General features: G+C 65.0%; 15 protein-coding genes and 1 other RNA gene. 2 read left to right on the forward strand and 14 right to left on the reverse strand.

The genetic code is table 11. The features are described 5' to 3' along the window. Nucleotides 1-6 precede the first annotated feature (6 nt). The 14 genes from L6D77_RS06240 to rsmI all read right to left on the reverse strand — a co-directional run bounded on the left by L6D77_RS06240 (nucleotide 7) and on the right by rsmI (nucleotide 14,963). Nucleotides 7-963 (reverse strand): D-alanine--D-alanine ligase, encoded by a 957-nt coding sequence (locus L6D77_RS06240; protein WP_232882214.1) that lies wholly within the window; start codon nucleotides 961-963, stop codon nucleotides 7-9. Further along, the gene (gene murC / locus L6D77_RS06245; protein ID WP_232882213.1) at nucleotides 960-2,408 is read right to left on the reverse strand and encodes a UDP-N-acetylmuramate--L-alanine ligase; all 1,449 of its coding nucleotides are present in this window, start codon (nucleotides 2,406-2,408) and stop codon (nucleotides 960-962) included. Before murC ends, L6D77_RS06240 begins: the two co-directional genes overlap by 4 nt. Beyond that, entirely contained in the window at nucleotides 2,401-3,480 is a 1,080-nt protein-coding gene (gene murG, locus L6D77_RS06250) for an undecaprenyldiphospho-muramoylpentapeptide beta-N-acetylglucosaminyltransferase (RefSeq protein WP_232882212.1), read from the reverse strand. Before murG ends, murC begins: the two co-directional genes overlap by 8 nt. Next, on the reverse strand, nucleotides 3,470-4,684 hold the full coding sequence (gene ftsW, locus L6D77_RS06255; protein WP_373870570.1) for a putative lipid II flippase FtsW: 1,215 nt from the start codon (nucleotides 4,682-4,684) through the stop codon (nucleotides 3,470-3,472). The genes murG and ftsW overlap by 11 nt, the downstream gene beginning before the upstream one ends. After that, nucleotides 4,681-6,027 carry a UDP-N-acetylmuramoyl-L-alanine--D-glutamate ligase gene (gene murD / locus L6D77_RS06260; protein WP_232882211.1) on the reverse strand — a complete coding sequence of 449 codons (1,347 nt, stop codon included), beginning with the start codon at nucleotides 6,025-6,027 and terminating at the stop codon, nucleotides 4,681-4,683. Before murD ends, ftsW begins: the two co-directional genes overlap by 4 nt. 6 nt (nucleotides 6,028-6,033) lie before the next feature. Beyond that, on the reverse strand, nucleotides 6,034-7,116 hold the full coding sequence (gene mraY / locus L6D77_RS06265) for a phospho-N-acetylmuramoyl-pentapeptide-transferase (RefSeq protein ID WP_232882210.1): 1,083 nt from the start codon (nucleotides 7,114-7,116) through the stop codon (nucleotides 6,034-6,036). Next, complete coding sequence (locus tag L6D77_RS06270; protein WP_232882209.1) at nucleotides 7,116-8,483, reverse strand: UDP-N-acetylmuramoyl-tripeptide--D-alanyl-D-alanine ligase; 1,368 nt, start codon at nucleotides 8,481-8,483, stop codon at nucleotides 7,116-7,118. Before L6D77_RS06270 ends, mraY begins: the two co-directional genes overlap by 1 nt. Beyond that, nucleotides 8,476-9,966 (reverse strand): UDP-N-acetylmuramoyl-L-alanyl-D-glutamate--2,6-diaminopimelate ligase, encoded by a 1,491-nt coding sequence (locus L6D77_RS06275; RefSeq protein ID WP_373870571.1) that lies wholly within the window; start codon nucleotides 9,964-9,966, stop codon nucleotides 8,476-8,478. The genes L6D77_RS06270 and L6D77_RS06275 overlap by 8 nt, the downstream gene beginning before the upstream one ends. Further along, entirely contained in the window at nucleotides 9,963-11,696 is a 1,734-nt protein-coding gene (locus L6D77_RS06280) for a peptidoglycan D,D-transpeptidase FtsI family protein (protein ID WP_232882290.1), read from the reverse strand. Before L6D77_RS06280 ends, L6D77_RS06275 begins: the two co-directional genes overlap by 4 nt. Then, on the reverse strand, nucleotides 11,696-11,989 hold the full coding sequence (ftsL, locus tag L6D77_RS06285) for a cell division protein FtsL (protein ID WP_232882208.1): 294 nt from the start codon (nucleotides 11,987-11,989) through the stop codon (nucleotides 11,696-11,698). Before ftsL ends, L6D77_RS06280 begins: the two co-directional genes overlap by 1 nt. Beyond that, nucleotides 11,986-12,933 carry a 16S rRNA (cytosine(1402)-N(4))-methyltransferase RsmH gene (rsmH, locus tag L6D77_RS06290; protein WP_373870572.1) on the reverse strand — a complete coding sequence of 316 codons (948 nt, stop codon included), beginning with the start codon at nucleotides 12,931-12,933 and terminating at the stop codon, nucleotides 11,986-11,988. Before rsmH ends, ftsL begins: the two co-directional genes overlap by 4 nt. After that, nucleotides 12,930-13,385, reverse strand: a complete 456-nt coding sequence (mraZ, locus tag L6D77_RS06295; RefSeq protein ID WP_200138767.1) for a division/cell wall cluster transcriptional repressor MraZ — start codon at nucleotides 13,383-13,385, stop codon at nucleotides 12,930-12,932. Before mraZ ends, rsmH begins: the two co-directional genes overlap by 4 nt. Nucleotides 13,386-13,693: 308 nt before the next feature. Further along, nucleotides 13,694-14,053: RNase P RNA component class A (gene rnpB, locus L6D77_RS06300), an RNA gene on the reverse strand. A gap of 67 nt (nucleotides 14,054-14,120) precedes the next feature. After that, the gene (rsmI, locus tag L6D77_RS06305; protein WP_232882207.1) at nucleotides 14,121-14,963 is read right to left on the reverse strand and encodes a 16S rRNA (cytidine(1402)-2'-O)-methyltransferase; all 843 of its coding nucleotides are present in this window, start codon (nucleotides 14,961-14,963) and stop codon (nucleotides 14,121-14,123) included. A 221-nt stretch (nucleotides 14,964-15,184) separates the two neighbouring features. Here rsmI and L6D77_RS06310 point away from each other — a divergent pair, with 221 nt between their 5' ends. Beyond that, nucleotides 15,185-17,002 (forward strand): penicillin-binding protein activator, encoded by a 1,818-nt coding sequence (locus L6D77_RS06310; protein ID WP_232882206.1) that lies wholly within the window; start codon nucleotides 15,185-15,187, stop codon nucleotides 17,000-17,002. Then, complete coding sequence (locus tag L6D77_RS06315; RefSeq protein WP_232882205.1) at nucleotides 17,002-17,373, forward strand: YraN family protein; 372 nt, start codon at nucleotides 17,002-17,004, stop codon at nucleotides 17,371-17,373. Before L6D77_RS06310 ends, L6D77_RS06315 begins: the two co-directional genes overlap by 1 nt. The last annotated feature ends 28 nt before the right edge of the window (nucleotides 17,374-17,401 follow it).

Consider the following 17,401-nt stretch of genomic DNA (forward strand, 5'->3'; position numbering starts at 1 on the left):
GGCTGCTTACCCTCGCGTCGCTACGCTGTCGGCCAGGATCGCCAGCACCAGTTGCTGGAAGTCCAGGCCGGCCGCGCGGGCCGCCATGGGCACCAGGCTATGATCGGTCATGCCAGGTGCGGTGTTGACTTCGAGCAGCCAGAACCGGCCCTGCTCGTCCTGCATCACGTCCAGCCGGCCCCAGCCTTCGATGCCGATGGCTTCGCAGGCACGCGCGGTCAGGTCGATCAGCTCTTGCTCTTTGGCACTGTCCAGGCCGCACGGGATGCGGTACTGGGTGTCATTGGCGATGTACTTGGCGTCGTAGTCGTAGAACACGTGCGGAGTGCCCAGCGCGATCGGCGGCAGCACCTGGCCACGCAGCACGGCGATGGTGAACTCCGGGCCGTGAATCCATTGCTCGACCAGAACTTGCGAATCGTAGTTGGCGGCGTCTTGCCAGGCAGCGACCAGTTCCTGCTCGCTGTTCACCTTGGCCATGCCAATGCTCGAACCTTCATGGGCAGGTTTGACGATCAGCGGGAAGCCCAGTTCCGCACTGGCGGCCACGCAATCCTGCTCGCTGGCCAGCACTGCGTGACGCGGGGTAGGAATCCCCAGGCTCTGCCACACCTGCTTGGTGCGCAGCTTGTCCATGGCCAGGGCCGAGGCGAGGATGCCGCTGCCGGTGTAGGGAATCCCCAGGCACTCCAGCAGGCCTTGCATGCTGCCGTCTTCACCGCCACGGCCGTGGAGAATGATGAAGGCGCGGTCGATCTTCTCGCTCTGCAGGCGCGCCAGCAGGTCATCGCCCACATCGATGCCGACCACGTCGACACCGGCGCTGGTCAGCGCTTCGATCACGGCGGCGCCGGACTTGAGCGACACCTCGCGCTCGGCGCTCTTGCCGCCGTACAGCACGGCGACGCGGCCGAAGGCCTTGACGTCGAGGGTGGAATGCAGCGTGTCGTAGGCGCTGGTCATTTCGACTTCTCCTGCTTGGCGCCAGCGAACAGCGGGCTTTTCATCAGTTGCGGGGCCAGGCCGCCGACATCACCGGCACCCTGGCAGATCAGGATGTCGCCGGCGCGCAGCAACGGTTGGACCAGCGGCGCCAGCTCGGCACCACGTTCGATGTAGATCGGGTCCAGCTTGCCGCGCTGGCGGATGCTGTGGCACAGCTGACGGCTGTCAGCGCCCGGGATCGGCTCTTCGCCGGCCGGGTAGACCTCCATCAGCAGCAGCACGTTGGCATCGCCCAGCACCTGTACGAAATCGTCGTACAGGTCACGGGTGCGGCTGTAGCGGTGCGGCTGATAGACAATCACCAGGCGGCGGCTTGGCCAGCCGCCGCGCACGGCCTTGATCACCGCGGCGACTTCAGTCGGGTGGTGGCCGTAGTCGTCGACCAGCATCACGCTGCCGCCTTCGACCGGCAGCTCGCCGTACACCTGGAAGCGTCGGCCGACGCCCTGGAAGCCGGACAGGCCCTGGACGATGGCCTCGTCGCTGATGCCTTCGTCAGTGGCGATGGCGATGGTGGCCAGGGCATTGAGCACGTTGTGGTTGCCCGGCATGTTCACCGACACCTCGAGCGGCTCGCAGTCGCGGCGCAGCACGGTGAAGTGGGTCTGCATGCCCTGCTGGCGCACGTTGATGGCGCGGATGTCGGCCTCTTCGCTGAAGCCATAGGTGACCGTCGGGCGCTTGACCTGCGGCAGGATCTCGCGCACCACCGGGTCGTCCAGGCACATCACGGCCAGGCCGTAGAACGGCAGGTTGTGCAGGAACTCGACGAAGGTTTTCTTCAGCTTGTTGAAGTCGCCTTCATAGGTCGCCATGTGGTCGGCGTCGATGTTGGTGACCACCGCAACCATCGGCTGCAGGTGCAGGAAGCTGGCATCGCTTTCGTCGGCTTCGGCGATCAGGTAGCGGCTGGTGCCCAGCTGGGCATTGGTGCCGGCGGCGGTCAGGCGGCCACCGATGACGAAGGTCGGGTCCAGGCCACCTGCGGCGAATACCGAGGCCAGCAGGCTGGTGGTGGTGGTCTTGCCGTGGGTGCCGGCCACGGCGATGCCGTGGCGATAACGCATCAGTTCGGCAAGCATCTCGGCACGCGGCACCACCGGGATGCGGCGTTCCAACGCCGTGGCGACTTCCGGGTTGGCCGGGTTGATGGCGCTGGACACCACCAGCACATCGGCGTTGGCGGCGTTCTCGGCGCGGTGGCCAACGAAGATCTCGGCGCCAAACGATTCCAGGCGTTCGGTAACCGGCGAAGTCTTGAGGTCGGAACCGGACACTTCATAGCCCAGGTTCAGCAGCACTTCGGCGATACCGCACATGCCCACGCCGCCGATACCGACGAAGTGGATACGGCGGATACGGCCCATCTTGGGTTGCGGCATGGCTTTCTGGCTTTCAACCATGGGCCACCTCCAGGCAGATATCGACCACGGTGCTGGTTGCGGCGGGTTTGGCCAGGCGACGCGCGGTGCCGGCCATGGTGTTGAGTTTCTCGGGTTGCATCAGCACCTCATTCAGGCGTTCAGCGAGCTGCGCTGCGCCAGTTGTCGCTTGCGGCATCAGGAAGGCGGCGCCTTCACGAGCCAGATAGTGGGCGTTGTGGGTCTGGTGGTCGTCGATGGCGTGCGGCAGAGGCACCAGCATCGACGGCAGGCCAGCCGCCGCGAGTTCGCTGACGGTCAGGGCGCCGGCCCGGCAGACCACCATGTCGGCCCAGCCGTAGGCCTGGGCCATGTCCTTGATGAACGGTTCTACCTGCGCCTCGACCCCCGCCTGCTGATAACGCTCGGCGGTGGCGGGTGCATGGTGCTTGCCGGCCTGGTGGAACACCTCGGGCCGCAGGTTCGCGGGCACCTCGGACAGGGCCTTAGGCAACAATTTGTTCAATGGTTCCGCACCCAGGCTGCCGCCCATGACCAAAAGGCGCGCACGGCGCTCGGCCAGGGGCGCGCGCTGGGCGTCCATGAACAGCTCGGCTCGCACCGGGTTGCCGGTGGTACGCAGCTTGTCGCTGGCAGCGAAGGTGCCCGGGAACGCCTCGCACACCCGCGCCGACAGTGGCACCAGCAGGCGGTTGGCGGTGCCGGCACGGGCATTCTGCTCGTGGATCACCAGCGGCACGCCGCACAGCCGCGCAGCCACGCCACCGGGGCCGGTCACGTAGCCACCGAAGCCGATCACGCAGACCGGCTTGAGCTCGCGGACGATACGCCGTGCCTGCAGCACGGCCTTGACCAGGGTGAACGGTGCCTTGAGCAGCGACAGCTTGCCCTTGCCGCGCAGGCCGCTGACCTGGATCAGGTGCAGCGGCAGGCCGGCCTGGGGCACCAGCTCGTTCTCGATACCGCGCGGGGTGCCCAGCCAGTGCACGTTGTAGCCACGGGCCTGGAATTCGCGGGCACAGGCCAGAGCCGGGAACACATGGCCCCCGGTGCCGCCCGCCATGATCAATACGTTCTTGCCGTCAGCGGCCATGATTGGTCTCCTCGGCAAAGTCGTGTTCGTTGAACTCGTGTTCCTCGCTGCCCAGGTGCGTTCGGCTTTCCCACTCGATGCGTAACAACAACCCTACGCAGGCGCAGCAGATCACCAGCGAACTGCCCCCGTAGCTGAGGAACGGCAAGGTCAGGCCCTTGGTCGGCAGCAGGCCGACGTTCACGCCGATGTTGATCAGGAACTGGCCGATCCACAGGAAGGCCAGGCCGAACGCCATGTAGGCGGCAAAGAACTGCTTGGCCTTCTCGGCCCACAGGCCGATGTACAGGGCACGTACGGTGACGAAGACGAACAGCGCGACAGTCAGCAGCGAGCCGACCACGCCCAGCTCTTCAGCCAGCACCGAGAACACGAAGTCGGTGTGCGCCTCGGGCAGGTAGAACTGTTTCTGCACGCTGTTGCCCAGGCCCACGCCCAGCCACTCGCCGCGACCGAAGGCGATCAGTGCCTGGGTGAGCTGGTAGCCGGAGCCGAACTGGTCGGACCACGGGTCGGTGAAGGTGATCAGACGCGCCATACGGTAGGGCTGGGCCTGGACCAGGACGACCACCGACACCACCGCCAGCACCACCATCAGCGAGAAGCGGAACAACCCCACCCCGCCCAGGAACAACATGGCCGCGGCGGCGCCCATCATCACCACGGTGGCGCCGAAGTCCGGCTCCATCAGCAGCAGGCCGGCCATCGGCAGCAGCACGATGAACGGCTTGAAGAAGCCCATCCAGCTCTCGCGCACCTCGGTCTGGCGGCGCACCAGGTAGCCGGCCAGGTAGATGACCACGAAGACCTTGGCGATCTCCGACGGCTGGACGTTGAAGAAGCTGAAGCCGATCCAGCGCATCGAACCGTTCACCTCACGGCCGATGCCGGGTACCAGCACCATCACCAGCAAGCCGAAGGCGCCGATCAGCATCATGAAGCCCATGCGCTGCCAGGTGGCGATCGGCACCATCATGGTCATTGCCCCGGCGCCCAGGCCAAGTGCGACGTACACCAGGTGGCGGAACATGTGGTACAGCGGGTTGCCCGACTGCACCGCAGCCACTTCCGAGGACGCCGAGGTGATCATCACCAGGCCCAGGCCAAGCAGCGCCAGGCAGCCGGCCAGCAGCGGGAAGTCGAGGTCGATGCCACGGCCGCTGATCAGCGGCGACGGGTACGGCTTGAGGATGCCGAAGATCATGCCAGCCCCTCCGCCGCCTGGGCGAACAGGCGCCCGCGTTCTTCGAAGTTCTTGAACATGTCGAGGCTGGCGCAGGCCGGCGACAGCAGCACGGCATCGCCGGGCTGGGCCAGCTCGGCGCAGCGCTGCACGGCCTCGTCCAGCGTCTGCACGCGTACCAGTTGCACACCCTCATTGAGGGTTTCGGCCAGGCGATCGGCGTCGCGGCCCAGCAGCACCACGGCGCGGCAATGTTGTGCCACCGGCGTGCGCAGGGCAGCGAAATCAGCGCCCTTGCCGTCACCGCCGGCAATCAGTACCAGCTTGCCTTCGATATCGGCACCCAGGCCTTCGATGGCAGCCAGGGCCGCACCGACGTTGGTGGCCTTGGAATCGTCGTACCAGTTCACCCCGTTGCGCTCGCGGATCCACTGGCAACGATGGGCCAGGCCCTTGAACTCGCGCAGCGCTTCGAGCATGGGCGCGAACGGCAGGCCGGCGGCATGGCCGAGGGCCAGGGCCGCCAGGGCGTTGCTCTGGTTGTGGGCACCGCGAATCTTCAGCTCGCGCACCGGCATCAGCGTCTGGAATTCGAAGGCCAGGTGTTTTTCGCCGTTGACTTCGCGCAGGCCAAAGGCCTTGAAGTCCGGCGCATTGAGGCCGAAGGTCCAGCACGGCAGGCCTTCCACCGGCAACGGGCGGCTCAGTGCGTCCTGGCGGTTGACCACCACCTGCCTGGCGCCGCGGAAGATGCGGTGCTTGGCCAGGTGATAGGCCGGCAGGCCGCTGTAGCGGTCCATGTGGTCTTCACTGATGTTCAGCACCGTGGCCACTTCGGCGTTGAGCTGGTCGGTGGTCTCCAGTTGGAAGCTCGACAGCTCCATCACGTAGAGCTCCACGCTGTCATCGAGCAGGTCCAGCGCCGGCGTGCCAAGGTTGCCGCCGACTGCCACACGTTTGCCCGCCTTGGCGGCCATTTCACCCACCAGGGTGGTCACCGTGCTCTTGGCGTTGGAACCGCTGATGGCCACGATCGGCGCCTTGGCGTAACGGGCGAACAGCTCGATGTCACCGGACAGCGTCACGCCGCGTGCCGCGGCCTGCTGCAGCGCCGGGGTGGCCAGGGCCAGGCCGGGGCTCACGTACAGCGTGCTGGCGCGGCACAGGAAGTCCACGTCCAGCTCGCCACAGCGCACTTCCACCTGCGGGTAATCACGGCGCAGGGTGTCCAGTTCCGGCGGTTGCTCGCGGGTGTCGGCGACCGCAAAGGCAATGCCCCGGCTCGCCAGGAAGCGAACCAGGGACATGCCGCTCTTGCCGAGGCCGACAACGATGCGGAATTGGTCGGAAGCGATCAGTGACACGCTCGTTTACCTCAGTTTCAGGGTGGCAAGGCCGATCAGCACCAGAATCACGGTGATGATCCAGAAACGGACGATCACCCGCGGCTCGGGCCAGCCCTTGAGTTCAAAGTGGTGGTGGATCGGCGCCATGCGGAACACGCGCTTGCCGGTCAACTTGAAGGACGCAACCTGGATCACCACCGACAGGGTTTCCATCACGAACACACCGCCCATGATGAACAGCACGATTTCCTGGCGCACGATCACGGCGATGGTGCCCAATGCGGCGCCCAGCGCCAGCGCCCCGACGTCGCCCATGAACACCTGGGCCGGGTAAGTGTTGAACCACAAAAAGCCCAGCCCGGCGCCGATCAGTGCGCCGCAGAACACGATCAGCTCGCCCGAGCCCGGTACGTAAGGGATCAGCAGGTATTCGGCGAACTTCACGTTGCCCGACAGGTAGCAGAAGATGCCCAGGGCGCCGCCGACCATCACCGTCGGCATGATCGCCAGGCCATCCAGGCCGTCGGTGAGGTTGACCGCGTTGCTGGAACCTACGATGACGAAGTAGGTGAGCACGATGAAGCCGGCCCCCAGCGGAATGGTCAGGTCCTTGAGCATCGGGATGATCAGCGTGGTCTCGACGCTGGTCGGCGCGGTCTTGTAGAGGAAGATCGCCGCGGCCAGGCCGAACACCGACTGCCAGAAATACTTCCAGCGGCTGGGCAGGCCGCGCGAGTTCTTCTCGATCACCTTGCGGTAGTCGTCGACCCAGCCGATGGCGCCGAACGCCAGGGTGACGATCAGTACCACCCACACGTAGCGGTTGGTCAGGTCGGCCCACAGCAGGGTACTGATGGCGATGGCGGAAAGAATCAGCGCGCCGCCCATGGTCGGGGTGCCCGACTTGGACAGGTGCGATTGCGGGCCGTCGTTACGCACGGCCTGACCGATCTGGCGGATCTGCAGGGTACGGATCATCCACGGGCCCAGCCACAGGGCCAGGGACAGCGCAGTCAGTACACCCAGGATGCCGCGCAGCGACAGGTACTGGAAGACCGCGAAGCCCTTGTGGAACTGTTGCAGATACTCAGCCAACAGCAGCAGCATTAATGTTTCTCCCCGCTGGCACCGCACAGTGCAGCCACGACGTTTTCCATCGCAGCGCTGCGCGAGCCCTTGATCAAGATAGTGGTGTCGCTGGCGGTCTCGAGGCGAACGGCATCGATCAGCTCAGCTTGTGAAGCGAAATGGCGACCATTGGTGCCGAAAGCCTTGACCGCATGGGCCATGTTGGCACCCACCGCGTAAAGCGCATCGACCTTGCCGCGGGCGTAATCGCCCACCTGGCGGTGGCCTTCCTCGGCCCATTGTCCCAGCTCGCCGATATCCCCGAGCACCAGAACGGTGCGCCCGGAAAAGCCGGCGAGTATATCAATGGCCGCACACATCGAGGTGGGATTTGCGTTGTAGCTGTCATCGATCACCCGCACACCGTTCGGCGCAATCTGCGCCACGGTGCGGCCCTTGACCGGTTGCACGGCTTCGAGGCCGGCCTGGATGCCGCTCAGGCTCAGACCAACGGCATGGGCGGCGGCGGCGGCAGCCAGGGCATTGCTGACGTTATGGGTGCCGAGCAGGTTCAGCTGCACGGGCACAGTGCCATCCGGGCCGTGCAGGGTGAATGACGGGCAGCCACGGGCGTCGCGGCCGATAGTGCTTGCGTAGAAGTCGGCCTGCGGATTGTCCAGGGCAAAGCTCAGGATGCGATGGGCGCCAGCGCGCTTGCGCCAGATATCGAAGGCTTTGTCGGCCAGGTTGAGAATGGCGGTACCGCCCTCGCCCAGGCCTTCAAGGATTTCGCCCTTGGCCTCGACGATTTTCTCCGGGCCGCCGAACTCGCCCACATGGGCGGTGCCAGCATTGTTGATGATCACCACCTGCGGCTGGGTGAGGCCGACGGTGTAGCGGATCTCGCCAATGCGCGAAGCACCCAGCTCGATGACCGCGGCACTGTGCTCGGGGGCGATTTCCAGGAGTGTCAGCGGGGCGCCGAGGTCGTTGTTCAGGTTGCCCCGGGTGGCATGGACCGCCCCTCGGGTACGCAGGATCGCGGCCAGCATTTCCTTGACCGTGGTCTTGCCGCTGGAACCGGTAATGGCGACCACCGGCTTGTCGTAGCCGGCACGGTTCAGCGCACCGAGCTGGCCCAGGGCGACACGGCAATCGGCGACCAGCAATTGCGGCAGGTCGACATCGGTGATTTCCCGCTCGACCAGGGCCGCGACCGCCCCCTTGGCCTTCACGTCGGCCAGGTAATCATGGCCATCGAAACGCGGCCCGGTGAGGGCGACGAACAATTGGCCGGCACCCACGGTGCGGCTATCGATGCTCACACCGGTAAAACTGGCGTCGGCACCGACTACCCGAGCGCTCAGTGCCGAGGTCAGCTGGCTGAGGTTCATGGGCTTAAGCATGTGGCGCCTCCCAGGCAGTCAGTGCCTTTTCGGCTTCGACCAGGTCGGAGAAGTCATGGCGTTCGCCGTTGATCTCCTGGTAGTCCTCGTGCCCCTTGCCGGCCAGGACGATCACGTCGTCGGCGCTGGCGGTAGCGATCAGGTGAGCGATGGCCTCACCGCGGCCGGCGACGAACTCGACGTCGGCAGGCCTGGAGAAACCAGGGCGGATATCGTCGAAGATCCGCTGTGGGTTTTCAGTGCGTGGGTTGTCGTCGGTCACCAGCACGCGGTCGGCCAGGCGCTCGGCCACTTCGGCCATCAGCGGGCGCTTGCCGCGATCGCGGTCGCCGCCGCAGCCGAACAGGCACAGCAATTTGCCGTGGGCATGCGGGCGCAGGGCTTCGAGGACTTTTTCCAGGGCATCGGGTGTGTGCGCGTAATCGACCACCACCAAGGGTTTGTCACCGCCCCCCAGGCGCTGCATGCGGCCCACCGGGCCCTGCAGTTGCGGGGTGACCTTGAGGATCTCGTCCAGCGAGTAGTCCAGCGCCAACAGCGCTGCCACGGCGGCGAGCATGTTGCTCAGGTTGAAGCGCCCCAGCAGTTGGCTGCGCAGGGTGCGTTCGCCCTGGGCGGTGACCAGGGTGGCGCGCACGCCATCGTCATTGAAGCTGGCTTCGCGACAGAACAGCGAGGCGTCCGGGTTTTCCAGGCTGTAGCTGAGCAGCCGGGTCTCGCTGTGATCGCTGCTGGGGCGACGGGCAAAATCATCAGCCAGGCGGCGGCCAAACCCATCGTCCAGGTTGACCACCTGGCAACGCAGGCTCGGCCAGGCGAACAGCTTGGCCTTCGCGGCCTCGTAGGCCTCCATGCTGCCGTGGTAGTCGAGGTGGTCGCGGGACAGGTTGGTCATCACCGCAATGTCGAATTCCAGCGCGGCAACACGGCCCTGCTCCAGAGCATGGGAGGAAACTTCCATGGCCACGGCCTTGGCGCCGCCCTTCTTCAGGTCGTTGAGCGTCGCCTGCACGGCGATCGGGTCCGGCGTGGTCAGGCGACCACTCTGCAGCTCGCCATAGAAGCCGGTACCCAGGGTGCCGATCAGGCCACAACGCTGACCGAGGGCATCGAGGGCCTGGGCCAGCAGCTGGGTGACACTGGTCTTGCCGTTGGTACCGGTCACACCGACCAGGTTCAGTTGGCGGCTCGGCTCACCATAGAAGCGCCCGGCAATCTGCGACAGTTGGCCGATCAGGCCCTTGACCGGGATCAACGGCGCGTCGGTGATCGGCAGTACGCTGACACCTTGCTCTTCATAGGCCACCGCGGCGGCGCCACGGGCCAGGGCATCGGCGATATGGTCACGGCCGTCGACCTTGGCGCCGGGCACGGCGAGGAACAGGTCGCCCGGGCGCACGGCGCGGCTGTCCAGGGTCAGTTCCCGGATCAACGGGTCACGGCTGGCGTTGGCGAATAGCTTGCTCAATGGCATCGTCATCATCCACGCCCTCCCTTGGCGGGTACTGCACTGACTTGCTGTTGTTGGGTGGGCGGCGGCAGGTTGTCTGGCGGCACGTTCATCAGGCGCAGGGTGCCGGACATGACTTTGCTGAATACCGGCGCCGATACCAGGCCACCGAAGTAGCCGCCTTTGCTCGGCTCGTCGATGACCACGACGATGGCGTAGCGCGGGTCGCTCATCGGGCCGAAGCCGGCGAACAGCGAGCGGTAGGCGTTCTCGGTGTAGCCCTTGGAGCCGACCGTGGCTTTACGGGCGGTACCCGACTTGCCACCCACGTGATAGAACGGCACCTGGGCACGGAACACCCCGCGCGGCGCCTCGATCACCTGCTGCAACATGGCCTGCACGGTCTCGGCGGTTTCCTTGGGGATTGCCTGCACGGCTTCCGGCGCCTTGTCGACCTTGAGAATCGACAGCGGCACCATCTTGCCGTCGTTGGCCAGCGCAGCGTAGGCATGCACCAGCTGCAGCGCGGTCACCGATACACCGTAGCCATACGACAGGGTCGCGGTCTCGGCCTTGCGCCACTCGCGGTGGTTGGGCAGGTTGCCAACGCGCTCACCCGGGAAGCCCAGGCCGGTGTACTGGCCAAGGCCAACCTGGGACATCACCCGGTAGATGGCCTCGCCACCGATATCGAAGGCGATCTTGCTCATGCCCACGTTACTGGAGTTGATCAGGATGCCGGTGAGGTCGAGGATCGGGCCTTCGCTCTTGGACACGTCCTTGATGGTATAGCGGCCGATCTGCAGGCTGCCCGGGTACACCTCGACCTTGTCGGTTGGCTTCCAGCGGCCGCTCTGCAACGCGGCGCTCATCGAGATCGGCTTGACCGTCGAGCCCGGCTCGAACACGTCGATGATCGCCCGGTTGCGCATGGCGGCCGGGAACATGCTGCGGCGGTTGTTCGGGTTGTAGGTGGGCTGGTTGACCATGGCCAGCACTTCGCCGGTCTTGACGTCCATGATCACCAGGCTGCCGGCCTTGGCTTCCTGCTCGGCGATGGCGTTGCGCAGCTCACGGGTGGCCAGGTACTGCAGGCGCAGGTCAATCGACAACGCCAAGGTCTTCCCGGCCTTGGCGTTCTTGGTTACCTGGATATCCTTGATCAGCCGGCCGCGTCGATCCTTGATCACCTGCCGTTTGCCGGGCACCCCGGCGAGCCATTCGTCGTAGGCCAGCTCCACCCCTTCACGACCGTGATCGTCAAGGTCGGTGAAGCCGACCATGTGGGCGGTGACATCGCCCGCCGGGTAGAAGCGGCGGAATTCTTCAAGGCCGTAGACACCCGGCACTTTCAGGTCGAGCACATGCTGCCCCTGCTCCGGGGTCAGGCCACGGACCAGGTAGATGAATTCCTTGCTGGCCTGCTGGGTGAGGCGCTCGGTCAACTGCTGAGCGTTCTGCCCCAGCGCTGCGGCCAGCTGCGGCCAACGGTCCTTGGCAACCTGCATTTCCTTGGGGTTGGCCCACAAGGTGGTGACCGGCGTACTGACCGCCAGGGGCTCGCCATTGCGGTCGGTGATCAGGCCGCGGTGCGCAGGGATAGGGATATGACGCAGGCTGCGGGCATCGCCCTGGCCCTTGAGGAAGTCGCGGTCGACCACCTGCAGGTCGATGATGCGCCAGCAAATGGCCCCGGCCATCAACGCCAACAGGCCGATGACCACACGGAAGCGCCAGGGATAGAGTGCACCTTCGAGTTTCATCATGGCGCCACCATCCGCACTTCGTCAGCGGCCGGCACGCGCATCTTCAGCTGTTCGCTGGCGAGGCTCTCGATACGGCTGTGGGCGGTCCAGGTGCTTTGTTCCAGGATCAGGCGCCCCCATTCGGCCTGAGCCTTGTCCCGCTCGTTCAACTCGCCGTACAGGGTGTTGAGCAGCTGGCGGTTCCAGTGGGCGCTGTACGACACGGCGATGGCCGAAACCAGCACAGCCACGAACAGCAGCAGCATCAGGAAGCTTCCGCCTGGCAAAGGTTTGGCAAACAGCCGGCTCACCGAAGCTTCTCCGCCACCCGCATCACGGCACTGCGCGACCGCGGGTTGGCCTTGAGCTCCTCATCGGAGGCGAACTGCGCCTTGCCGATAAGCTTGATCTTCGGCTCGAACACTTTGTGCTGTACCGGCAGGTTGCGTGGCAGGTTGTCGGCCTCGCCCTTGACCAGCTTGCGCATGAACAGCTTGACGATACGGTCTTCCAGCGAGTGGAAGCTGATCACCGCCAGACGGCCGCCAATCTCCAGCGACTCGAGGGCAGCCTCAAGACCGGCCTCCAGGTCGCCCAGCTCATTGTTGACGTGGATACGCAGCCCCTGGAACGCGCGGGTGGCGGGGTTCTTGCCCTTCTCCCAGGCGGGGTTGGCGACCTTGAGCACTTCTGCCAGATCACCGGTGCGGGTGAAGGGTTGCTTTTCGCGACGCTCGACCACGGCACGCGCCATGCGCCCGGCGAAACGCTCTTCACCGTACTCTTTGAACACACGTGCGATTTCTTCCACTGGCGCAGTGGCGATGAATTCGGCGGCGCTGATGCCCTGGTCCGGGTTCATGCGCATGTCCAGCGGGCCGTCATTGAGGAAGCTGAAGCCGCGCTCGGGATCGTCCAGCTGCGGCGAGGACACGCCCAGGTCGAGCAACACACCACTGACCTTGCCGTCCAGGCCGCGCGCGCGCACCTCATCGCCCAACTCGGCAAAGCTGCGCTGCACAATGACAAAGCGGCCGTCTTCGGCCGCCAGCGCTTGCCCGGTGGCAATCGCTTGAGGATCCTTGTCGAACCCAAGCAGCCGCCCTTGCGGGCCAAGCTTGCTGAGGATCAGGCGGCTGTGACCGCCACGCCCGAAGGTGCCGTCCAGATAGCAACCGTCGGCGCGCAGGGCCAATGCCTCGACAGCTTCGTCGAGCAGGACGGTGATGTGGTTGAAGCCGCTATCTATGGTCACAGGATCAGGTCACGCAGTTCATCGGGCATGGCGCCCGGTTGTTGAATAGCTGCAAGGTCGGCTGCCGAAACCACGTTCCAGGCATCCTCATCCCACAACTGGAATTTGTTCAGTTGCCCCACCAGCATCGCCTTCTTGTCGAGCCTGGCGTATTCGCGCAAACGGGGCGGTACCAGGAAACGCCCACTGCCATCGAGCTCCAGGTCAACCGCGTTACCAATCAGCAAACGCTGCAGGCGGCGGTTTTCCTCACGCAACGACGGCAAGGCGCGCAACTTGGCTTCAATCTGCTCCCACTCATCGAGGGGATAAACACACAAGCAGGGATCCACCGCGTCGATGGTCACGATCAATTGACCATTGCAACGCGAATCGAGCTCGTCACGGTACCGGCTCGGCATAGCGAGACGGCCCTTGGCATCGAGGCTGACGGCGTTGGCTCCGCGGAACACGGCTGCGATTCCCCACAATGTTAGCTTTTTTGTGCCAGAAAACCCACTTCATCCCACTTTCTGCCACTTGCGCACACTATAGGAATCCGCCCGCCACACCGTCAAGGCACGTTCATAAGGAAAACCCTTACAGGACGTGGATTTAGCGCAACAAAGGAAGGAGAGAGGATTACACACGAAGAAAAATGACGGGAAAAATCAAGTGAACTCAGGCGGATAGAGTTCGAAGTTAAAGTGATTTATTAAGAGTAAGATCTTTTTGGTATTACCAGAGGCATCTGCTATCGAAACAAGCAGAGGAAGGAGGAGTGGAGAGTCGATCTGTAAGCCGGGTTTTGTCGAGGACAGTCATTCCTCTACGACGGCCATCACTGGACGCCTCTAGCAACCTACCCGGTTCCGACGCGGGCCACGCCGTATGGAACCCTATTTGGTCTTGCTCCGAGTGGGGTTTACCTAGCCACGAACTGTTGCCAGCCGTGCGGTGCGCTCTTACCGCACCTTTTCACCCTTACCGGCACCGAAGTGCTTAGGCGGTTATTTTCTGTGGCACTTTCCGTAGGCTCGCGCCTCCCAGGCGTTACCTGGCACTCTGCCCTGCGGAGCCCGGACTTTCCTCCCCCGCCTTTTGTGGAACAAAAGACGGCAGCGACTGTCCGATCGACTCTCCGCCGACAAGGTTACCGTCAGCGGCGCTCAAGAACAAGCAAGACGACAAACTATGTCAGTTTGCCATTAGTCGCGCTGCTGTTTTTCCAGCGCCAATTGATAGAGCAGGTTCTTGCGCACCCCGGTGATCTCCGCCGCCAGCGCCGCCGCACGCTTGAGCGGCAGTTCAGCCAGCAGCAGGTCGAGCACGCGCTGCGCTTCGGTGCTGACTGCCTGCTCGTCGTCGGGCGCAGCCCAACCGGCCACCAGTACCACGCACTCGCCACGCTGCTGATTGCTGTCGCCCTGCACGAACGCACGCAGCTCGGCCAGCGGCAGGCCCTTGAGCGTTTCGAAGGTCTTGGTGATTTCACGCGCGAGCAATGCCGGGCGCTCACCGCCGAACACCGCCTCCATGTCTTCCAGGCACTCCAGGATACGATGGGGCGCCTCATAGAAGATCAAGGTTCGCGGTTCTTCCCGGACCTGCTCCAGGCGCGCGCGCCGCCCTGCCGTCTTGGCCGGCAGGAAACCTTCGAAAATGAAACGATCGGACGGCAAACCAGCAGCCGACAATGCCGCAATCAGCGCGCAGGCCCCCGGCACCGGCACCACCTGCACACCCGCGGCACGCGCCTGGCGCACCAGGTGGTAGCCCGGATCGGAAATCAACGGCGTACCGGCGTCGGAAACCAAGGCCACGTCGTCCCCCGCCAGCAACCGCGTGATGAAGCGCCCACCCTCGTCGCGCTCGTTGTGCTCATGGCAGGCCGCCAGCGGCGTGTCGATGCCGAAGTGCTGAAGCAGGCGCACCGAATGACGGGTGTCTTCCGCCGCGATCAGGCTCACGCTCGCGAGTACCTTCAGCGCCCGGGCGCTCATGTCGTCCAGGTTGCCGATGGGCGTGGCCACCACATAAAGCGTACCCATCGTCGATTTCGAAGCCCCTGCAACCTCAGTCACTGCGCACACCTGCATTCCGGATCAAAGCCGCCATTGTAGCCCGAGCACCGGCAACAGGGCGCAAAGAACTTCGCCGCCCTCGCGCTCGCAGCCACCTATAGTGAAGGATCATCATCGGCGATGATCGCGCCATGCCCGTTGCTTGGGTACAATCGCCGGCCAACTTGATCGAGTAACAGGACCTTTACATGATCGCTTGCCTGCGGCTGTTCACAGCCCTCTGCCTCGCTGCCCTGCTGGCAGCCTGCGCCAGCTCGCCCTCATCCAGCCTGGGCGAACTGCCACGCACCCCGGATGCCAGCATCGAACAGCTGCTCGACAAGGCAGCCACCAGCAAGTCTGCCGAGGATGCGGCCCTGCTGCGACTGAGCGCCGCCGACCTGGCCTACAAGCAGAAGGACTACCCGCGCTCGGCACGCATCCTCGAGCAGGTGCCGCTGGACTCGCTCAAGCCGGCCCAGCAGGTCTTCGCCAGCACGCTGGCGGCGGAGCTGGCCATGACCCGCAACCAGCCCAAGGCGGCCCTGGCGGCACTTGCCCACCCCAGCCTGCAACGTGTCGGCGAACTGCCGGAACAACAGCAGGCGCGCACCTACAGCGTCCACGCTGCCGCCCTCGAGGCCGACGGCCAGGCCCTGGCCGCCGCCCAGCAGCGCGTACTGCTGACGCCACTGCTCAGCGGCCAGGCCGCCGGTGCCAACAATGACGCCATCTGGGCCCTGGTCGCCTCGCTGCCGGCCGAACAACTGCAGCAGCCGGCCGGCAACGAAACCCTGGCAGGCTGGACCAGCCTGGCCCTGGCCGTGAAACGCGCAGGCACCCTGGAGCAGCAGCAGGCCGCCATCGACACCTGGAAAACCCAACACCCCGACCATCCGGCTGCCAAGCAATTGCCGGTCGCCCTGGTCAAGCTCAAGGAACTGGCCAGCCAGCCGCTGACCAAGATCGCCCTGCTGCTGCCCCAGGAAGGCCCTCTGGCAGGCGTCGCCCGCGCCCTGCGCGACGGTTTCATGGCCGCACACTTCCAGGCCCAGCAAGGCGGCCAACCGGCCCCAGCAGTGCAAGTGTTCGACAGCTCGCGCATCACCTCGCTCGATGACTTCTACCGCCAGGCCCAGGCCGCTGGCGTACAGCTGGTCGTCGGCCCGCTGGAAAAACCACTGGTGAAGAAGCTCGCGGCCTACCCGCAACTGCCCATCACCACCCTGGCGCTGAACTACGCCGATGCTGGCCAATCAGCGCCGCCTCAACTGTTCCAGTTCGGCCTTGCGGCCGAGGACGAAGCCCGCGAAGTGGCCCGCCGCGCCCGTGCCGACGGCAAGGTCCGCGCAGTCGCATTGGTACCGAGCGGCGAATGGGGCGACCGCGTACTCGCAGCCTTCCGCAAGGACTGGGAAAGCAATGGCGGCACCCTGCTGGCCGCCGAGCGCATCGCCCAGCCGGTCGCCCTGGCCCAACAGATCGCCGACCTGTTCCAGCTGCGCCAAAGCGAAGGCCGCGCCAAGAGCCTGCAAAGCACGGTCGGCAGCGACATCGCCGCCCAGCCGTCGCGCCGCCAGGACATCGACTTCATCTTCCTGGCCGCCACCCCCCAGCAGGCCCAGCAGATCAAGCCGACACTGAACTTCCAGTACGCCGGTGACGTGCCGGTGTATGCCACCTCCAACCTGTACAGCGCCAGTGGCGACATCAACCAGTACAACGACATGAACGGCATCCGCTTCTGCGAAACGCCGTGGCTGCTCGACACCACCAACAGCCTGCGCCAGCAGGTGGTACAGCAGTGGCCGCAAGCTGCCGGCAGCCTCGGCCGCCTGTACGCCATGGGTGTCGACGCCTACAGCCTGGCACCCCGCCTGAGCCAGCTCAAGGCACTGCCGGACAACCGTGTCGAAGGCCTCTCCGGCAGCCTGAGCATGAACCCCGCGCAGCGCATCGAACGCCAGCTGCCATGGGCCGAGTTCTCCGGCGGCCAGGTAAAACGCCTGCCGGACACGCCGCGCTGATGCCCGGCGCATCGCCCAGCCGCGCAGGCCAGGCTGCCGAAGACCATGCCCTCGTGTTTCTCCAAGGGCAGGGTTTGCAGCTGCTGACGCGCAACTGGCGATGCAAGGGCGGCGAGCTCGATCTGGTCATGCTCGATGCCGATACAGTAGTATTCGTCGAAGTCCGCTACCGGCTACACGCGGACTTCGGCGGCGCGCTCGGCAGTATCGACGGGCGCAAGCAGAAGCGACTGGCGCTGGCCGCCAACCTATTCCTGCACGATGAACCCCGCTGGGCCGCTCAACCCTGCCGCTTTGACGTTATCGCCCTGCAGGGCCAAGGCCACGCTGGGCAACCGCTTCTTTGGCTGAAAAACGCCTTCGAGTGCTGAACCTGTACCGAATTTTTCGCTCTATGTT

This window comes from Pseudomonas parasichuanensis (assembly GCF_021601385.1).
Lineage (GTDB): Bacteria > Pseudomonadota > Gammaproteobacteria > Pseudomonadales > Pseudomonadaceae > Aquipseudomonas > Aquipseudomonas parasichuanensis.